At 52.7% G+C, this 17,224-nt stretch carries 11 protein-coding genes; 7 read left to right on the plus strand and 4 right to left on the minus strand.

Annotated elements, in window-relative coordinates:
- The first annotated feature begins 4 nt into the window (after positions 1-4).
- The 4 genes from A6U95_RS06215 (at position 5) to A6U95_RS06230 (ending at position 8,252) form a co-directional block, all read left to right on the plus strand.
- Positions 5-3,601, plus strand: coding sequence for a transporter substrate-binding domain-containing protein (locus A6U95_RS06215; RefSeq protein ID WP_065683869.1), 3,597 nt, complete (start codon positions 5-7; stop codon positions 3,599-3,601).
- A gap of 234 nt (positions 3,602-3,835) precedes the next feature.
- A complete protein-coding gene (locus A6U95_RS06220) occupies positions 3,836-5,236 on the plus strand; it encodes a glutamate decarboxylase (protein WP_065683870.1) in 1,401 nt (466 codons plus the stop codon).
- A gap of 102 nt (positions 5,237-5,338) precedes the next feature.
- A complete protein-coding gene (gene gadC / locus A6U95_RS06225) occupies positions 5,339-6,877 on the plus strand; it encodes a glutamate:gamma-aminobutyrate antiporter (RefSeq protein WP_065683871.1) in 1,539 nt (512 codons plus the stop codon).
- A 253-nt stretch (positions 6,878-7,130) separates the two neighbouring features.
- Entirely contained in the window at positions 7,131-8,252 is a 1,122-nt protein-coding gene (locus tag A6U95_RS06230; RefSeq protein WP_065683872.1) for a cupin domain-containing protein, read from the plus strand.
- Positions 8,253-8,331: 79 nt separating this feature from the next.
- On the opposite strand, the gene alr is transcribed toward A6U95_RS06230, so the two are convergent.
- Together alr and A6U95_RS06240 are read right to left on the minus strand one after the other, a co-directional pair.
- Positions 8,332-9,561 (minus strand): alanine racemase, encoded by a 1,230-nt coding sequence (alr, locus tag A6U95_RS06235; RefSeq protein ID WP_065683873.1) that lies wholly within the window; start codon positions 9,559-9,561, stop codon positions 8,332-8,334.
- Between the two features lie 582 nt (positions 9,562-10,143).
- Positions 10,144-10,515 carry a VOC family protein gene (locus tag A6U95_RS06240; protein ID WP_065683874.1) on the minus strand — a complete coding sequence of 124 codons (372 nt, stop codon included), beginning with the start codon at positions 10,513-10,515 and terminating at the stop codon, positions 10,144-10,146.
- Positions 10,516-10,835: 320 nt separating this feature from the next.
- Between A6U95_RS06240 and A6U95_RS30595 the strand changes: the two genes are divergently transcribed.
- The 3 genes from A6U95_RS30595 (at position 10,836) to tynA (ending at position 14,830) form a co-directional block, all read left to right on the plus strand.
- Positions 10,836-11,162, plus strand: coding sequence for a DUF4762 family protein (locus tag A6U95_RS30595; RefSeq protein ID WP_139102336.1), 327 nt, complete (start codon positions 10,836-10,838; stop codon positions 11,160-11,162).
- Between the two features lie 294 nt (positions 11,163-11,456).
- Positions 11,457-12,371, plus strand: coding sequence for a transcriptional regulator FeaR (gene feaR / locus A6U95_RS06250; RefSeq protein WP_065683875.1), 915 nt, complete (start codon positions 11,457-11,459; stop codon positions 12,369-12,371).
- 167 nt (positions 12,372-12,538) lie between these two features.
- A complete protein-coding gene (gene tynA / locus A6U95_RS06255; protein ID WP_065683934.1) occupies positions 12,539-14,830 on the plus strand; it encodes a primary-amine oxidase in 2,292 nt (763 codons plus the stop codon).
- A 72-nt stretch (positions 14,831-14,902) separates the two neighbouring features.
- Here tynA and A6U95_RS06260 read toward each other — a convergent pair whose 3' ends face one another.
- The gene (locus tag A6U95_RS06260; RefSeq protein ID WP_065683876.1) at positions 14,903-16,396 is read right to left on the minus strand and encodes an aldehyde dehydrogenase family protein; all 1,494 of its coding nucleotides are present in this window, start codon (positions 16,394-16,396) and stop codon (positions 14,903-14,905) included.
- A gap of 111 nt (positions 16,397-16,507) precedes the next feature.
- Entirely contained in the window at positions 16,508-17,110 is a 603-nt protein-coding gene (gene tehB / locus A6U95_RS06265) for a tellurite resistance methyltransferase TehB (protein ID WP_139102337.1), read from the minus strand.
- Positions 17,111-17,224: the final 114 nt, after the last annotated feature.

Genomic DNA, 17,224 nt, shown 5'->3' on the forward strand with positions numbered 1-17,224 from the left:
GTGCATGCTAAAACGGGTACTGGGGTTTTGGCTGGTTTTACTGTTTCTGATGCTGCCTGCGCAGGCAGTGAGCAACGGGCCGATCACGTTAGCGCTGGCGGGTAACCACCTGGCCACGCCTCCGGCCATCTACTTAGGCCATGACGACTTTATCTGGCTGGCGCAAAAGCACAGTCTTACCGTTGCGGTGTATGGTGTTGAATCCCAACCGTTGACTATGAATAGCGTCACCGGACGCTATTGGGGAATGAATGCGGATTATCTTGCGCTGTTGGGAAAGGCTCTCAATATCAATGTGAACGTCAAACTCTATGCCGATGAGCAACAGGGATTGGCGGCACTTCTTGCGGGCCGCGTCGATCTTGTCCTCAGCACACCCGGTAGGATTAGCCCGCAAAAGGCTCCCTTTATTGCCAGCTTGCCGCTGGTGCAAGGCTATCCAACCCTGGTGACGCGGCTTGCCGAGGTGATGAAGCCGTTTCATGATAATAGCGACAAGCTCAAGATAGCGATCACCCGGGATTTTCCCCCAGAATCATTTATTAAACAGGCATTTCCTAATGCCAGCGTCATTTCTTTTGCCGATGAGTATCAGGCGTTGGCTTCGGTTGCCAGTCATCAGAGTGACTACTTTCTCGGCAATAACATCACCACCAGTTTTATTATCGCGCGCGATTTCTACCAGACGCTGGGAATGGTGAAGTTCTGGCGAGCACCGCAAAGCGGCGACGTGCTTATTGCGCTCGATAGTCAGCGGCAATTGGTCAACATTGTCGACAGATTTATCAGTTCACTGACCGAACCTCAGCACAGCCAGATTGCTCAGTCCTGGATTGATATGGGTAACCTCACCTTTTTAACCAAAGACCTGGCTTTTACCGCACAGGAAACTCGCTGGCTGGAAAAACACCGCAAGTTGCGCGTAGTGATTAATCCCTATTATGCCCCGTTCAGCATGGTGGATGAAAACCAGGAAATACGCGGAATAGTTGGCGATATCCTCAATCTGATCCAGCTGCAAACCGGTTTGACCTTTGAGCCGGTGATTGCCAATTCCAATGAAGAGATGGCCAGCATTATACGTAGCGGCGAGTGGGATATCCTGTCCTCGGCCACGTACAGCCCTGAGCGGGAAGAGCAGGCTGCCTTTACTCATCCGTTTTTGGCTACTCCTTTTGTGATCGTCACCCGCGTCGCGGCCAAGCAGATCGAAACGTTGAAGCCGGGCATGAAAGTGGCTATTCCGGCCTACCATACGTTATTGGAAAAGCTAAAAGCCAAATATCCGGGTGTGCAATGGGTCGAGGTAGAGAACACTGGCGCGGCGCTGAGCATGCTGGATCGGGGGGAAATAGAAGCGGTGGTGTCCACACAGCTCGCCTCGCGTTACATCATCGATCACTATTATCCCAATCGGTTGAGTTATTTCCGTATTCCTGACGAGCGCACCGCCCAGATCTCCTTTGCCATTCCACGTGGCTCGCAAGAGTTACAAAGCATTCTAAATAAGGCCATCGACGATATTCCCCCCAAAGAGCTGATGAATTTGGCCGGGAAGTGGGTAAAAACCCCCGAAGTGAAAATTGATACCTGGAACCTCTATAACCGGCCTTTTTACCTGGTGATCGTTCTGGCTACGCTGCTGGTTGTCAGCAGTTTGCTGTGGGGAGCCTATCTGCTGCGGGCCATCCGTAAAAGCAAAGAGGCACAGGCTGCGCTTGAGTATCAGCTCGGTTTCCGCCAGACCTTATTCAACTCGATCCCCGTGCCGGTGTACGTTATTTCGGTGGAAGGTGAACTCGAAAGCTACAACAGCGCCTTCGGGGCCTTCTTCACCCCCGAGTTACATGCCGCGATGCATCATTCATTGTTCGATCGCCGTCATCCTCTAGCAGACATTTTCGCAGCGCTTCAACCCGATATCCAGCAAGGGCTGCAAGTCAACCAGGTTATCCCTCATCAACTGGTGCTGAATAATGGCACGGAAGAGCGCCTGATTTTGCACTGGTTAACGCTGTGCCAACTACCCGCCAACACACCGCCTACGCTGATTTGCGGCTGGCAGGACATTACCGAATCCAGGCAACTGATGGAGGCGTTGCAGGTGGAGAAAGACAAGGCCATTGATGCCAATCGGGCCAAGAGCACTTTCCTTGCCAGCATGAGCCATGAGATCCGTACGCCGGTGAGTGCGATTATGGGGTTCCTTGAGCTACTGACCACCCATAGCCAAAGTCCGGCAGCAGAGAAGGAATCTATTCAGCTGGCTTATTCCACCGCTCAGTCACTACTCGGCCTGATTGGCGATGTGCTGGATATGGAAAAAATTGAGTCTGGCAACTTTGAGCTGGCACCAGAGTGGGTGGATCTGGCCTCGTTGGTAGCTACGACGGTCAGTAGTTTTGAAGGGGTGGCCACGCTGAAAAACCTGCGGTTGTCGGTCGATTACCGCCTTGAAAAAACGCAGGCGTTATGGCTCGACCCGCAGGCGGTGAAACAGGTGCTGGCCAATCTCCTCAGTAACGCCATCAAATTTACCGTTGAGGGAGGGATCGAGGTGATAGCGCAAACGCACGCACAGAGCGCCGATCAAACTCGCCTGACGCTTAGCGTGAAAGATAGCGGGGCGGGCATTAGCCCGCAGGAGCAGCAACATCTGTTCAAGCCCTTTAGTCAGACCAAGTGGGGCAAACAACAGACCGGATCGGGATTGGGTCTGACGATCTGTCGTGAGTTGGTTGAACGCATGGCTGGTACCATAGACATGGCCAGCCAGCCGGGCAGGGGCACTACCATGACGGTGACGCTCACCACTGCGGTTGCGGATCTGGAAAAAGTTGCCGCCATTTCATTCACACCGAAATCGCTCGTCAGTGGCCCAAAAGCGCTGAGAATTGTGATTGCTGACGATCACCCCACGAACCGGCTGTTGCTGCGTCGTCAGTTGGCTACGTTTGGCTATCGGGTCGATGAGGCTATTGATGGTGTGGAGGCCCTGGCCTTGATCGAGGCCAATCCGTACGATCTGCTCATAACCGATCTCAACATGCCTAATATGGATGGCAAAACGCTGACCCGCCGGGTACGTGAGTTCAATCAGGACATCATTATCTGGGGGCTAACCGCCAACGCACAGGCCGAAGAGAAAGAGCGCTGCCTGGCGATGGGCATGAACCGGTGCCTGTTTAAGCCAGTAGATTTACCGAAGTTGGAAGCGGCATTGCAAGCTGTGACAGGACCTTCGCAGGCCGATCCACTCAGCGAGTTTATCGATATGGCTACGCTGCAGGCACTCAGCCTGGGTGACAACGCCCTGATGCGCCAGATGCTTGAACAGTCGCGCCTGGAAAATGACCAAGATTTGCTGGCGGCGAGAAAGGCACTCCACTCTCAGGACTGGCCAACTCTGCAAAGCCATTTACACCGCATTAATGGTACGGCTCAACTGCTGGGCGCCACGTCATTACATCTGCTTAGCGAAGAACTGGAAAATGCGCTGGCGACACAACAGCATGACGCGGTGATCGAAGAGGGCATGCGCGAGCTGGAACAGTTGCTGCAGGGGCTGAATGCAGCCATTGAGGCATTTTCCCGCCCATAGATATATTCATACCCAAGGGGCGCTACATGCTGCGCCCCTTGATACAAGCCTACGGGTGTAGTCCCGCGCCTACAGTATTTACCAATCGCTCTGATATCTTCGTTATGAGTCCTGTTTTAATATCCTTATCAAGTTTTGTGGCGAACGTAGCGTTCAAATAATAACGCTATTTATGCTGCCTGATATCGCGAATTTAATTCTTGATTAATAGGTCTATATTAAAAGGTTATTATTATGAATAAGGCAAATAACACCCCGGCTTATAATGAAAATGATGATGTTTACGCGTCAGTAGATTTGGCGGGTGAATTACCTAAGTCAACCTTCCCCATTACCGAGCGCAATCCACGTAACGTCTTTAATGCCATCCGCGATGAGCTGATGCTGGACGGTAATTCCCGCCAAAACCTGGCGACATTTTGCCAGACCTGGGTGGATGACGAAATTCGCGAACTGATGGATCTGTCTATCGACAAGAACATGATCGATAAAGACGAATATCCGCAAACGGCCGAAATTGAAGCCCGCTGCGTCAGAATGCTGGCCGACCTGTGGAATTCGCCAACGCCGGAAAGCACCCTTGGCTGTTCAACTATTGGTTCCTCAGAAGCCGCCATGCTGGGTGGGCTGGCGCTGAAATGGCAGTGGCGCAAAAAGCGTGCCGAGCAGGGGTTGCCTAGCGATAAACCGAACCTGATTTGTGGCCCGGTGCAGATCTGCTGGCACAAGTTTGCTCGTTACTTTGACGTAGAGCTGCGTGAAATCCCGCTGGAAGGCGATCGTCTGATCATGAACGCGGAAGAAGTGCTCAAGCGCGTTGACGAAAACACCATCGGTGTCGTGCCAACGCTGGGCGTGACGTTCACCTGCCAGTACGAGCCGGTGAAAGAGGTCAGTGATGCGCTGGATCGCTTGCAGCAGGAAACCGGTCTGGATATTCCGATGCACATCGATGGTGCCAGCGGTGCTTTCCTGGCTCCATTCTGCTCGCCAGAACTGGAGTGGGACTTCCGTCTGCCACGGGTGAAATCCATTAACTCATCCGGTCATAAATTTGGTTTGGCGCCGTTGGGTGCTGGCTGGGTAGTATGGCGTGAAGCGGCTGATTTGCCCGAAGAGCTGATTTTCAACGTCAACTATCTTGGTGGCAACATGCCAACCTTCGCACTGAACTTCTCACGCCCCGGTGGCCAGATCGTTGCGCAGTATTACAACTTCCTGCGCCTTGGCCGCGAAGGCTACGCCAAAATCCACAGCGCATGCTACGCCACGGCTCAGCATTTGGCGGCCGAGATTGGCAAGTTAGGGCCGTTTGAAATCCTGTTTGATGGTGACAGCGATAAAGGCATCCCGGCGCTGGCGTGGAAACTGAAAGACGGTGCGGCGATAGGTGGTTATACCCTTTACGATCTGGCGGAAAAACTGCGCGCTCGCGGTTGGCAGGTTCCGGCCTATTCGATGCCGACACACCGTGAAGATCTGGTTATTCAACGCATCCTGGTACGTCACGGCGTGAGCTACGACCTCGGTTGCTTGCTGATCGAAGATATCAAAAGGGCGCTGGTTGAATTCGAGAATCACCCTGTCATCAACCCAGTGTCTGCGCAACAAGGCAGCGGGTTCAATCACGGCTAAGGCCACGGCTTTATTATTTCGGGGCGGCGTTGATGCCAGCCCCGCTTTTTTCCCCACCAATATTCGCTGGGAAGAGTAACCTCTTCCTGCAGGAGAATCGTTATGGCGAGCACAGAAAAAAGCGCCGCTCCAAAACAATTAACGTTGTTAGGCTTTTTTGCTATTACCGCATCTATGGTGATGGCGGTTTATGAATATCCGACCTTTGCAACCTCGGGTTTTTCTCTGATCTTCTTCCTGTTGTTAGGCGGGTTCTTATGGTTTATTCCCGTCGGTCTATGCGCGGCCGAGATGGCGACCGTAAAGGGGTGGCAGGAAGGCGGGGTATTCACCTGGGTGTCTAAAACTCTGGGTGAGAAATGGGGCTTTGCCGCCATCTCTTTTGGCTATCTGCAAATTGCCATAGGTTTTATCCCTATGCTCTATTTTGTGCTGGGGGCGCTGTCTTATATCCTCAAGTGGCCTGAACTGAACGAAGACCCGATCGTTAAAACCGTCGCTGCATTGATTATCTTGTGGGGATTGGCTTTCACCCAGTTCGGTGGCACCAAAAACACCGCGCGCATTGCCAAGATTGGTTTCTTTGCCGGCATCCTGTTACCGGCGGCTGTCCTGGTGATCCTGTCCGTCAGCTATCTGCATTCTGGTGCGCCGTTGGCCATCGAAATGAACGCCTCTACCTTCTTCCCAGACTTTACCCAAATGGGCACGCTGGTGGTGTTCGTGGCGTTTATCCTGAGCTATATGGGCGTTGAAGCCTCGGCGACTCACGTCAACGAGATGAAAAACCCAGGCCGGGATTACCCGCTTGCCATGCTGTTGCTGATGGTTGCGGCCATTTGTTTAAGCTCTGTCGGCGGGCTTTCTATCGCAGCGGTGATCCCACATGGTGAAATCAACCTTTCTGCGGGGGTAATGCAAACCTTCAGCGTGTTGATCTCGCACTTCGGTCCGCAGTTTGAATGGGCTGTTCGCGTCATTGCCGCACTGCTGCTGTTGGGCGTGCTGGCAGAAATCGCCGCCTGGATTGTTGGGCCGTCTCGCGGCATGCTGGTTACCGCACAACAAGGGATCTTGCCTGCTCGCTTTGCCAAAATGAACAAGAATGGTGTGCCGGTCGTACTGGTGATTTCTCAGTTGGTGATTACCTCGATTGCGCTGATTGTCCTGACCAACACCGGGGGCGGCAATAACATGTCCTTCCTGATTGCGCTGGCGTTGACCGTGGTGATCTACCTGTGCAGCTATTTCCTGCTGTTCCTGGGCTACATCAAACTGGTACGCAAACAGCCGGAAAACGAACGTGTCTTCAATATTCCGGGGGGCAAAATGGTCAAGCTTGCCGTGGCTACTATTGGTTTGCTGATCTCTGCGGTTGCCTTTGTGGTTTCGTTCTTCCCGCCTTCAGGTCTGGCCGGGGTAGAAGCCAACCATATGTATGTGACTATGCTGGTGGTGTGTTTCCTGGTGGTTGTGGCTATCCCGTTCATTATCTATGCGCTGCATGATAAACGCTTGAAGGCGACCAACCTCAAGCTGGTGCCTGTAAGCACGGATTCTGCGCCAGAAGGGCACTTCTTTATCCACCCGCGTGCACGCTCCGCGCACCATATTTTTGTCGATGATAAGCAAGTGCATTAATCATTATTTGACCAAGCACTGAATCACCAGGCAGGTTGCGGTGGGTAATAACCCACTTCAATCTGCTTTTTTCGTTTAAGGGGGGCGAAACATGCTGCAAATTGCTTCCTGCACCGGACTCCAACCCTCTCCCTTTGGGAGAGGGTCATTATTTTCGCCTGATTGAACGCCCAGTCATTGACCAATGACAAGGCGGCACCGTTGTCAGCCTCTTTATAATCAGGCCCGTTTGTCTTCTCACTGGTGTAGACCCATGGCTTATCAACTGAATCTTAACTGGCCCGAATTTTTAGAAAAATACTGGCAAAAACAACCTGTGGTATTAAAAAATGCCTTCCCGAACTTTATCGATCCGATCACGCCGGACGAGTTGGCCGGTCTGGCGATGGAGGTTGAGGTAGACAGCCGTCTGGTCAGCCAAACCAATGGCCAATGGCAGGCCAGCCACGGGCCGTTCGAGCATTTTGATAACCTGGGAGAAACCGGTTGGTCGCTGCTGGCCCAGGCGGTTAACCATTGGCATGCCCCGTCAGCGGAGTTGGTGACCCCGTTCCGCGTGTTACCGGATTGGCGGTTGGACGATCTGATGATCTCCTTCTCGGTACCTGGCGGCGGCGTAGGGCCACATATCGATCAGTACGACGTATTCATCATTCAGGGGATGGGGAGCCGCCGCTGGCGTGTCGGTGACAAACTGCCGTTGAAGCAGTTTTGCCCGCATCCGGCGCTGCTGCACGTGGAACCTTTCGAGCCGATTATCGATGAAGATCTGGAACCGGGCGATATCTTGTATATTCCGCCGGGCTTCCCGCACGACGGCTTTACCCACCAAACCGCGCTTAACTACTCCGTTGGCTTCCGTGGCCCTAACGGCAGGGACCTCATCAGCAGCTTTGCGGACTATGCGCTGGAAAACGATCTCGGGGGAGAGCACTACAGCGATCCTGATTTAACCTGCCGGGAACACCCTGGCCGGGTTGAAGAATATGAGCTTGATCGCCTGCGCAGCATGATGGCCGAGATGATTAATCAGCCGGAAGATTTCAAACAGTGGTTTGGCCGCTTCGTGACCACGCCACGCCACGAGTTGGATATCGCCCCAGCGCAACCGCCTTACGAGCAGGATGAGGTTATCGAAGCGTTGATGGACGGTGCCGTCCTGACCCGCCTGAGTGGCTTAAGAGTGCTGGAGGTGGGAGGTAACTTCTTTATCAACAGCGAACGCTTGGATACCGTCGAGCCTAAAGCCGCCGATGCCCTATGCCGTTACACCCTGGTTGGCAAAAAAGAACTGGGTAGCGCGCTGCAAAACCCGGCGTTCGTTGCCGAGTTAACCGGACTGGTTAATCAGGGGTACTGGTTCTTCGACGAGTAAGCGTGCTACTAAATTCGCAACGGACAGTATGCATAGATTTCCCCTAGGCAACGGCGTAAGCCGTTGCCTAGGACGTTAATTAATCTACCAATACCCGCTTATTGGTCGCGCCCCACAGGATCGACATCTCGGTAAACAACGCCCCGCTGATGTCTTCGACTTCGGTTGCAGTAATTTCGGCATTACCCTGCTTGCCGAAGAACACCACCTCATCACCAGGAATGACGCCTTTCACATCGGTCACATCCACCATTACGGTGTTCATCGAGGTTTTACCCACCACCGGCACCCGTTGCCCCTGGATCAGTACATGACCGGCATTGCTGAACACTCGGCGATAGCCGTCTGCATAGCCCACCGGGATATTGGCCAACACCGAATCACGTTTCAGCGTGTAGGTGCGATCGTAACCGACGGTATTGCCTTTAGGGTAATGGTTGAGCGCCGCGATGGATGACTTGAAGGTCATCACGCGTTTATAGTCGTTACTGGCAATGGTATCGCCATAAAACACCCCGCCAACGCGCACCATATCAAGCCAGGACTCCGGCACGGTGAGGGTAGCGAAGGTATTGGCAACGTGTAAGGTCACGTCGCTGCGTTTGATCCCGGTAATGTCTAGCACCTGCTGAGATTGAACCTTGAAGCGGGCGAGATCCTTGCGCACCGCTGCCGCATCTTCCTCAGGATAGTGGGACATGATGCCGACCATTTTCAGATGGGGTAGTACTGAGATAGCCTTGGTTTCTGCCAATCCGGCGCGATCGCCGACTTCCAGACCGTTACGTGACATGCCGCCAGAGTTCAATGCCAAATGGAAACGTAGGGTTTTGCCCTGCTGAGCGGCAATGGCATCCAGGCGCTTCGCCATTTCCAGATTACCGATCAGCTCTTCGGTGTCATAGTCAGTAGCCTGGCGCATCTCTGCTTCTGTAGCATTGCGCACGCGCATCAGGCGGCCTTTAAAGCCGAGTTCGCGCACGGTTTGCAGCTCTTGATTACTGGCCACGCCAATGCACTGAACGTGATTCTTGATCATCACCGGTGCTACCAGCGAAAGGTCGTGCCCATAGGCATCCCCTTTCAAAATGGCGCAAAGGGTCGTTTTATCGCCCAACAGTTGCTGAATTTTGTGGGTGTTATATTCCAGCGCGCTTTGTGAGATTTCCAACCGGGCATTGCTTACCACCGTCGGTGAACTTTTAACCGTAGCGGTGAGGGAATGAGTGGGGTTGGTAGCAGTGGGTTGATGGCAAGCCACCAACGTTAATATCGGTATCAAGACTAAATGGCGTAAATGTAGCGGCATATTCCCTTCCTGGTGAAATAAAAAATAGTTTTTATCGGCCTCAGTCAGTTTTTATATCTGATTTGACGGCGGGTGTGGCTGAGCGATCAGCGGCATTCAATAAATGATAAAAGTTACTTTTTGTCAAATTTATTAATAAGCTACAGAGGAGGGGGTAATAAATGTCGCTATTTGGTTAATCCCCTCACCCCAACCCTCTCCCACAGGGAGAGGGAGCCGATAGCCCCAGCTCTTTTGGAAGTAAATAGATAATCTCAGAAAACTCGATCGCTCCCTTATCCCTGGTGTGTCGCTGAACTTTCAGAACCACCCCAGGGGGTAAGAAGAAGCAAGGTAGAGGATTATGCAGAGCAATCAATGAACTCGAACGGCTCTTTTAGAAGTAAATAGATAATCTCAGAAAACACGAACGTTCCCTTATCCCTGGTATGTCGCCGAATTTTCAGAACCACACCAGGGGGTAAGAAGAAGCAAGGTAGGGGATTATGCAGAGCAATCAATGAACTCGATCTGATCCCCTCTCCCTCTGGGAGAGGGCTAGGGTGAGGGGCATCATTTGCGTATTGTTATAGCCAGATGGCATTATTTCATGGAGTGCAGACCAATCACGTTGCCTTCACTATCTTTGGCGATGGAAATAAAACCATGTTCGCCGATGGCAAATTTTTCTTTCAGGATTTCACCGCCGTTTGGCACAATGCGGCTTTCTTCTTCGGCGCAATCCTCACATGACAGATAAACCATGGTGCCGCCCGCTCCAACTGGCACACCAGCCATTTTAACCAGTGCGCCGCCAGACCCTTCCCCACCTTCCTGGTAAGGGAACATCAGGTATTCCATGCCCTCGGTTTCCAGTTTTTCTAACTGCGTGTTGAATACTGCCTCATAGAACTTCTTTGCTCGGGGCATATCAGTAACATAAATTTCAAACCAGCTAACGATATTTTTATTCATGGTATTCTCCAGTGGTATTGATTCTTGTTGTGCCTGATTGTTTATGTTACATGCACTGTTTATTTATACAGTGATATAGATCACGTAATCAACTCGTGTTTGGTCTGCTGTTGGGGACTTACCAGGATGAACTCTATTCAATAAAGTCCAATACGATGATAACTGGTCAGCTGGGTTTATTGCTATTGCCGATATTGTAATATCTTGTATCCGATATTTTTTTATTAATCATATAATGAATGTATGTTTAGGGTTTTAATGGTGGATTATTCTTGTTTTTAATTGAGACCAATCCATAACGTGGGGTAGGTAAGGCTTTAATGTTGACTGTGGATTTATTCTATTATTATAATTTAATCGCTTTAAGACGAGTATATCTCATCAAATTAAAGTTATTTTCTAGCAAAATATTGCAAATTCATTTTGGTAATTACTATAAGGATATATTTATGAAAAAATTAAACGCATCTGAAGTTTCAAATGTTGTTGGCGGTTATGTACTTGGCTGTGTTATTACCTATGAGCGTCAAACCACAGGTAGCGGTTCTTCTGCGGTAACCGTTTGCCGTCGCGTTGCCACCTGCCAAGGCAAGTTCGGTGAATTTTTGACTCGTGAACCAGCCGATCTGGCTCGCTGCGGTGCTTAATCGCAAGTAATCGTTAAGGTACGGCACTATGGATGGTGTTGTACCTTTCCTTTATTCCCCATAGTCTCTTCTTTTTTCTGCGATTATTTATAGCAATTATCCCCGTGATGACAGTTATCCTCTATTTGTAGTTTGTGATCCCGGCATCAAACCCCCTGAACAATGTTGAACGTATGTTATCGGTTTGTTATGTTAATTTTCTGGCTGATGCCCAACTTGCCGCAGCTACCGGGGCATGCTGCTCAGTACGATAAGCCTGTTCTCTTTTGTTACTTATGTTTCAAGGGGTTAATCATGGTGGTTGCTACCCGGCTCACTGATGACAGTTTTGAACAGTGGTTAGGCCAAATCAATTCTGCCTGTGGCCGGTTTTGTGCCAAAACCCTGGCGCCTGGTTTTGCCGGTGCGATCCAGGAGTTCCACTCCCATGCATTACGCCTGAGCATAGTCGATGCTGCCCAGACCCGACTTTATCGCACCCGCCGCGAAGTAGAGCAAAGTGACGGTTGCCACTTTTTTACCGTATTCCAACTGCGTGGCCAGTCGGTTATGGAGCAGGGCGATCGGCAGGCGGTGTTGTCTGCCGGGGATATCACCCTGATCGATGCCGCGCAGCCCAGCAGCTTTACCTACCAACAGGGTTCCCGACAATTATCACTGTTGCTGCCGCGTAATTATCTCGAGCAGCAACTGCGTTTTACCGACCTGCCCGGTGCGCGGCGTATTGCTGCCGATAACGCAGTGGCTAAGCTCAGCCAGCAGTTGGTGTTGGGCAGTATGCAGAATGCGCAGATGAGCCGCCTGGAGAGCGAAGCGGTGCTTAACGCCGTGGCCACCTTGTTACAGCCTGCCTTGATGGAGCAAGACGAGGGGCAAGATAGCCACGAGCGCATTTTTACCCGTTCGCTGGCGTTTATCGATCAGCATATTCAGTCCGAACAGCTGCGCCCAGAATGGGTTGCCAGTGAGATAGGCGTCTCCGTGCGTAGCCTGTACCGGCTATTTGCCCGCAAGGGGCTGGTGGTGGCGCAGTACATTAAAAACCGTCGTCTGGATCTCTGCGCCCAGGTTTTGCGCCAGGCCAAGGAGCGGCAAAAGCTGGCCAATATTGGTTATGACTGGGGATTTACCGATCACAGCCATTTCTCCACCGCTTTCAAGGCCCGTTTTGGCGTCTCGCCGAGCGCGTACCGCAAGCAGTATCTGTAACCCCGCCTGGATGATTTGCCAGCAGATTGTCAGGAGTGACAAATCGGATGGCAAGCACAACAAAATATCCCCAGTGAAGAGTTGCTATGGTGAATTGGGGCCCCGTAAAACGGGCTCATCACAACAACAACGGCGGTAATGTCTCTTTGATGGGTGACGGGGGAAAGATGGTAGCTAACACAACAAGAATCAAAACCAAACGCCTGCCAGCGGCGATTGCGCTGGCGTTAGGCTTGCTGATCGGCGCGGGTTGGCAACCAACTGTGTTGGCTCATGGTGCCGCGGCACATATGGTGCCTTTGCAAAAAACGTTGGAGGAGTTTGGTGCTAGTGTGCAGTGGGATGACTACGCCCGCATGTTTGTGATCGTTAAAGATGGCGCCTATGTGAAGGTCAAACCGGATAGCCGCGAAGCCATCGTTAACGGCAAGCCGCTGAGATTACAGGTGCCGGTGGTGTTCAAGGGTAAAACGGCCTATATGTCCGACGAGTTTATCAACGAGGTGTTCCAGTCCGGCCTGGATCAGACCTTTGCGGTAGAGCACCGGGCCCATCCGCTAAATCCGTTGATTGCGGCGGAGATTAACGCGGCGGTCGCTATCATCAAGGCGGCTCCACAGTATAAAAACAACGTGCGCTTTACCGAAATCTCGCTGCGTGAACCGGAAAAAAGCCAGGTCTGGCAGTTCGTGCTAAGCGGCCGTGACGTACAGCAGCCCCGGCAGGCCGACATCACGTTGCTCGACGGGGTACACGTGATTGAAACCGTGGTCGATCTGCAACAGAAAAAGGTGCTGTCCTGGCAGCCGATCAAAGATGCTCAGGGAATGGTGCTGCTGGATGACTTCGCCAGCGTTCAGAGCATTATCAACGCCAGTAAAGAGTATGCCGAAGCCCTGAACAAACATGGCGTTGCGGACCCGAGCAAAGTGATCACCACGCCGCTGACCGTGGGTTATTTTGACGGCAAAGATGGCCTGCAGCAGGACCAACGCCTGCTGAAAGTGGTCAGCTATCTCGACGTTGGTGATGGCAACTACTGGGCTCATCCGATCGAAAACCTGGTAGCAGTGGTCGACCTCGAACAGAAGAAAATCATCAAAATTGAAGAGGGACCGGTGATCCCGGTGCCGATGAAGCCAACGCCGTACGACGGACGCGACCGCAAGGCCCCGAAAATCAAACCGTTGGATATCATAGAGCCGGAAGGCAAAAACTACACCATCACCGGCAACACTATCCACTGGCAGAACTGGGATTTCCACCTGCATCTGAATTCCCGCGTCGGGCCGGTGATTTCAACCGTGACCTATAACGATAATGGCCGTAAGCGCAAGGTGATGTATGAAGGGTCGTTGGGGGGCATGATCGTGCCTTATGGCGATCCGGACGTGGGCTGGTATTTCAAAGCCTATCTGGATGCCGGGGATTACGGCATGGGCACGCTTACCTCACCGATTGCCCTTGGCAAAGATGCGCCGCAAAATGCGGTCTTGCTGGATGAGACCATTGCCGATTACACCGGTAAGCCGACCGCTATTCCACGTGCCATCGCCATCTTTGAGCGTTACGCCGGGCCAGAGTACAAGCATCAGGAAATGGGGCAGCCGAATATCAGCACCGAACGCCGTGAACTGGTGGTGCGCTGGATCAGTACGGTGGGCAACTACGATTACATCTTCGACTGGGTATTCCACCAGAACGGCACCATCGGCATAGACGCAGGGGCGACGGGTATTGAAGCGGTAAAAGGGGTGAAAGCCCGAACCATGCAGGATCCGACAGCCAAGCAGGATACGCAATACGGCACGCTGATCGATCACAACATTGTCGGCACCACCCATCAGCACATATACAACTTCCGGCTGGATATGGATGTGGATGGCGAAAATAACAGCCTGGTAGAGTTAAATCCGGATGTGAAGCCTAACGATCGGGTCGGCCCGCGTACCAGCACCATGCAGGTCGATCAGGTGAAAGTCACTACCGAACAGCAGGCGGCACAGAAATTCGATCCTTCCACTATCCGCTTGCTCAGCAACCCGAGCCGGTTGAACAAGATGGGTAATCCGGTTTCCTATCAGTTGATCCCGTATGCGGGTGGTACGCACCCGATCGCCAAGGGAGCCAATTTTGGCAAGGATGAATGGATTTACCACCGTCTGAGCTTTATGGATCGGCAACTGTGGGTAACCCGTTACAACCCGAATGAGCGTTATCCGGAAGGCAAATACCCGAACCGCTCGATCCACGATACCGGGCTGGGCCAATACACGGCGGATAATCAGCCGATAGACAACACCGACGACGTGGTCTGGCTCACCACCGGCACCACCCATGTGGCGCGAGCGGAAGAGTGGCCGATTATGCCAACCGAGTGGGTGCACGCCTTGCTCAAACCGTGGAACTTCTTCGATGAAACGCCAACGCTGAATCTGAACGGGCAAAAGCAGCAATAGTTTTTTGAGTTATCCATAAAACAGGGGGACGAATGAGAATTCGCCCCCTACTTATTAACGGATGCAGCGTGGTTAGTAACGAATACACACCGATTTGGATTCTGTATAAGCATCCAACCAATCCGGGCCGAAATCACGGCCGCTGCCAGACTGCTTGAAACCACCAAACGGCATGTTGGCATCGATTAATGTATGAGTGTTGACCCACACCGTGCCCGCCTGAATGCGTGGCGTATAAGCCATCGCCGCTTGCAGGCTGGTGGTCCACAGGCTGGCTGTCAGGCCATAGTCGGTATCGTTGGCCTTCTGCAGCGCTTCCTCGGCATCCGCCACGCGGATCAGGTTGACGACCGGGCCAAACACTTCTTCCCGCGCCAGGTTCAGGCTGTCATCAGGATTGATCACCAGCGTTGGGGGAATATAGAAGCCTTGTAAGTCTGGCCCGGCGGCACCGGTGATCAACTCGGCGTGTTTGTTGCGGGCATCATCCAGATAGGCGGCCACCTTGTTGCGGTGCTCTTTGGACACCAACGGGTTGATCTGGGCGGTGCCATCCATCCCCGGCCCGACAGAAAGTGACTTCACTGCCTGTTCAAAACCGGCGACCAGCCGATCGTAAATCGGTGCTTCGATATAGATACGTGAGCTGGCGGCGCAGACCTGCCCCTGGTTGAGGAAGCTGCCGGCCATCAATCCTTCGATCACCTGTTGCAGATCGGCATCTTTCAGCACGATGGCCGGGTTTTTACCGCCCAATTCTAACGTGACTCGGGTTAACCGATCCGCCGCTGCGCGTGCGATCCCTTTCCCCACTGGCGTGGAGCCGGTAAAGCTCACTTTGGCGATTAGCGGATGTTCCGTCAGCGCCTTACCGCAGACAGTTCCCTTGCCGGTCACCACGTTAAACACGCCCGGTGGTACGCCTGCCTCGCTGGCTAGCTCAGCTACACGCAGCAGGGTAAGAGGCGTAGTTTCAGACGGTTTGATGACGATAGAACAGCCCGCAGCCAGCGCTGGCATCACCTTCCACATGCCAATCAGCAGCGGGAAATTCCAGGGGACAATCCCGGCCACTACGCCGATCGGCTCCTTGCGGGTATAGACCTGATATTTGGCTCCCGGCGGCATCGGAATGGAGACATCCAGGGTTTGGCCGACGATCTTGGTGGTCAGCCCGGCGGTATAGCGCATCCAGTTCAGCGTGCAGCCCACTTCAAAGGCGCGGGAGATGTTGATGGATTTCCCCTGTTCCAGGGTTTCCAACTGGGCCAGCTCCTCGGCGTGTTGCTCAACCAGATCGGCGAAGCGCAGTAAAATGCGCTCACGTTCGGCAGGAAGGCGTTGTGCCCACACGCCAGCGGTAAAGGCCTGATGGGCCGAGGTGACGGCCAGTTCCACGTCGGCGGCATTGGCATCGGCGGTGCAGGAGATTTTTTTGCCGTCGGCTGGGTTATAGATCGCCAGCCGCGATTCGGCCTGTGAGGTTTGCCATTGGCCGCTGATATACAGGCCGTGCTGACGATCGAGGAAACGGACTACGCTGTCCAGTATGGTCACATTAGGCATACGCCCTCCTAAGGGAATAAACGGATCGTTACCCTTAACAGTCTATAGCGTTATGCCCAATGCGGTTTTCATCTGCCTGACATTTGGTTTGTACTGCGTGACACTTGCGGACTATTTACGCGCCAACAAGGTGGCGAAACGCAGTTTGATGCGGTTGCCCTCGGCATCTACGCGGTGCAGCTCGCCGGGGTTCTCGTTATATTTGATGATGTCCCAATCTCGGTAATACTCTTTTAACTCATCCGGCTTGAAGGTGAATGAGAAGGGCACCGTGCAAGGGTAATCTGGCGTATCCATGGCCGCGACGATCAGGTTGTAGCCCCCTTTAACCGTGCTGTCTTGCATATTGCGCACAATGTGTGGGATCTGCTGGCGATCCAGGAACATAAACACCACGGTAGACAAGATAAAGTCGTACTGGCCGCTAAAGCGATGAGTATTGAGATCCTGCTCGCTGGCGCTGATGTGTGTAAGCTGCTCGGTAGCTATGATCTGGTTTATCGCGGCGATCGACGCATCGTTTTTGTCCCAGGCGGTAACATCAAAACCTTTCAGGTTGAGATACAGCGAATTGCGGCCGCTGCCACAGCCCAGATCCAGCGTCTTGCCGGGCGCGATCAGTTTGGCGGCCTCAAGGACTTCGGAATGGGTGGCCGTCAGGGAGTATTTTTGGGTGTAGTAGTTTTCTGGCAGGGTGGTCTGCTGATCCATCATGATGTTCCTCTATATTTGATGTATATAAAATACATCTTTAATGGCCTTTTGCCTAGCCGTTGAGAGGAGCACAGTATACCCGTTCAGTTTGGCCTGGCGGTATCCCTGTGCCAG

The sequence above is a fragment of the Serratia sp. 14-2641 genome (genome assembly GCF_001692375.1).
Taxonomy (GTDB): Bacteria; Pseudomonadota; Gammaproteobacteria; order Enterobacterales; family Enterobacteriaceae; genus Chania; species Chania fonticola_C.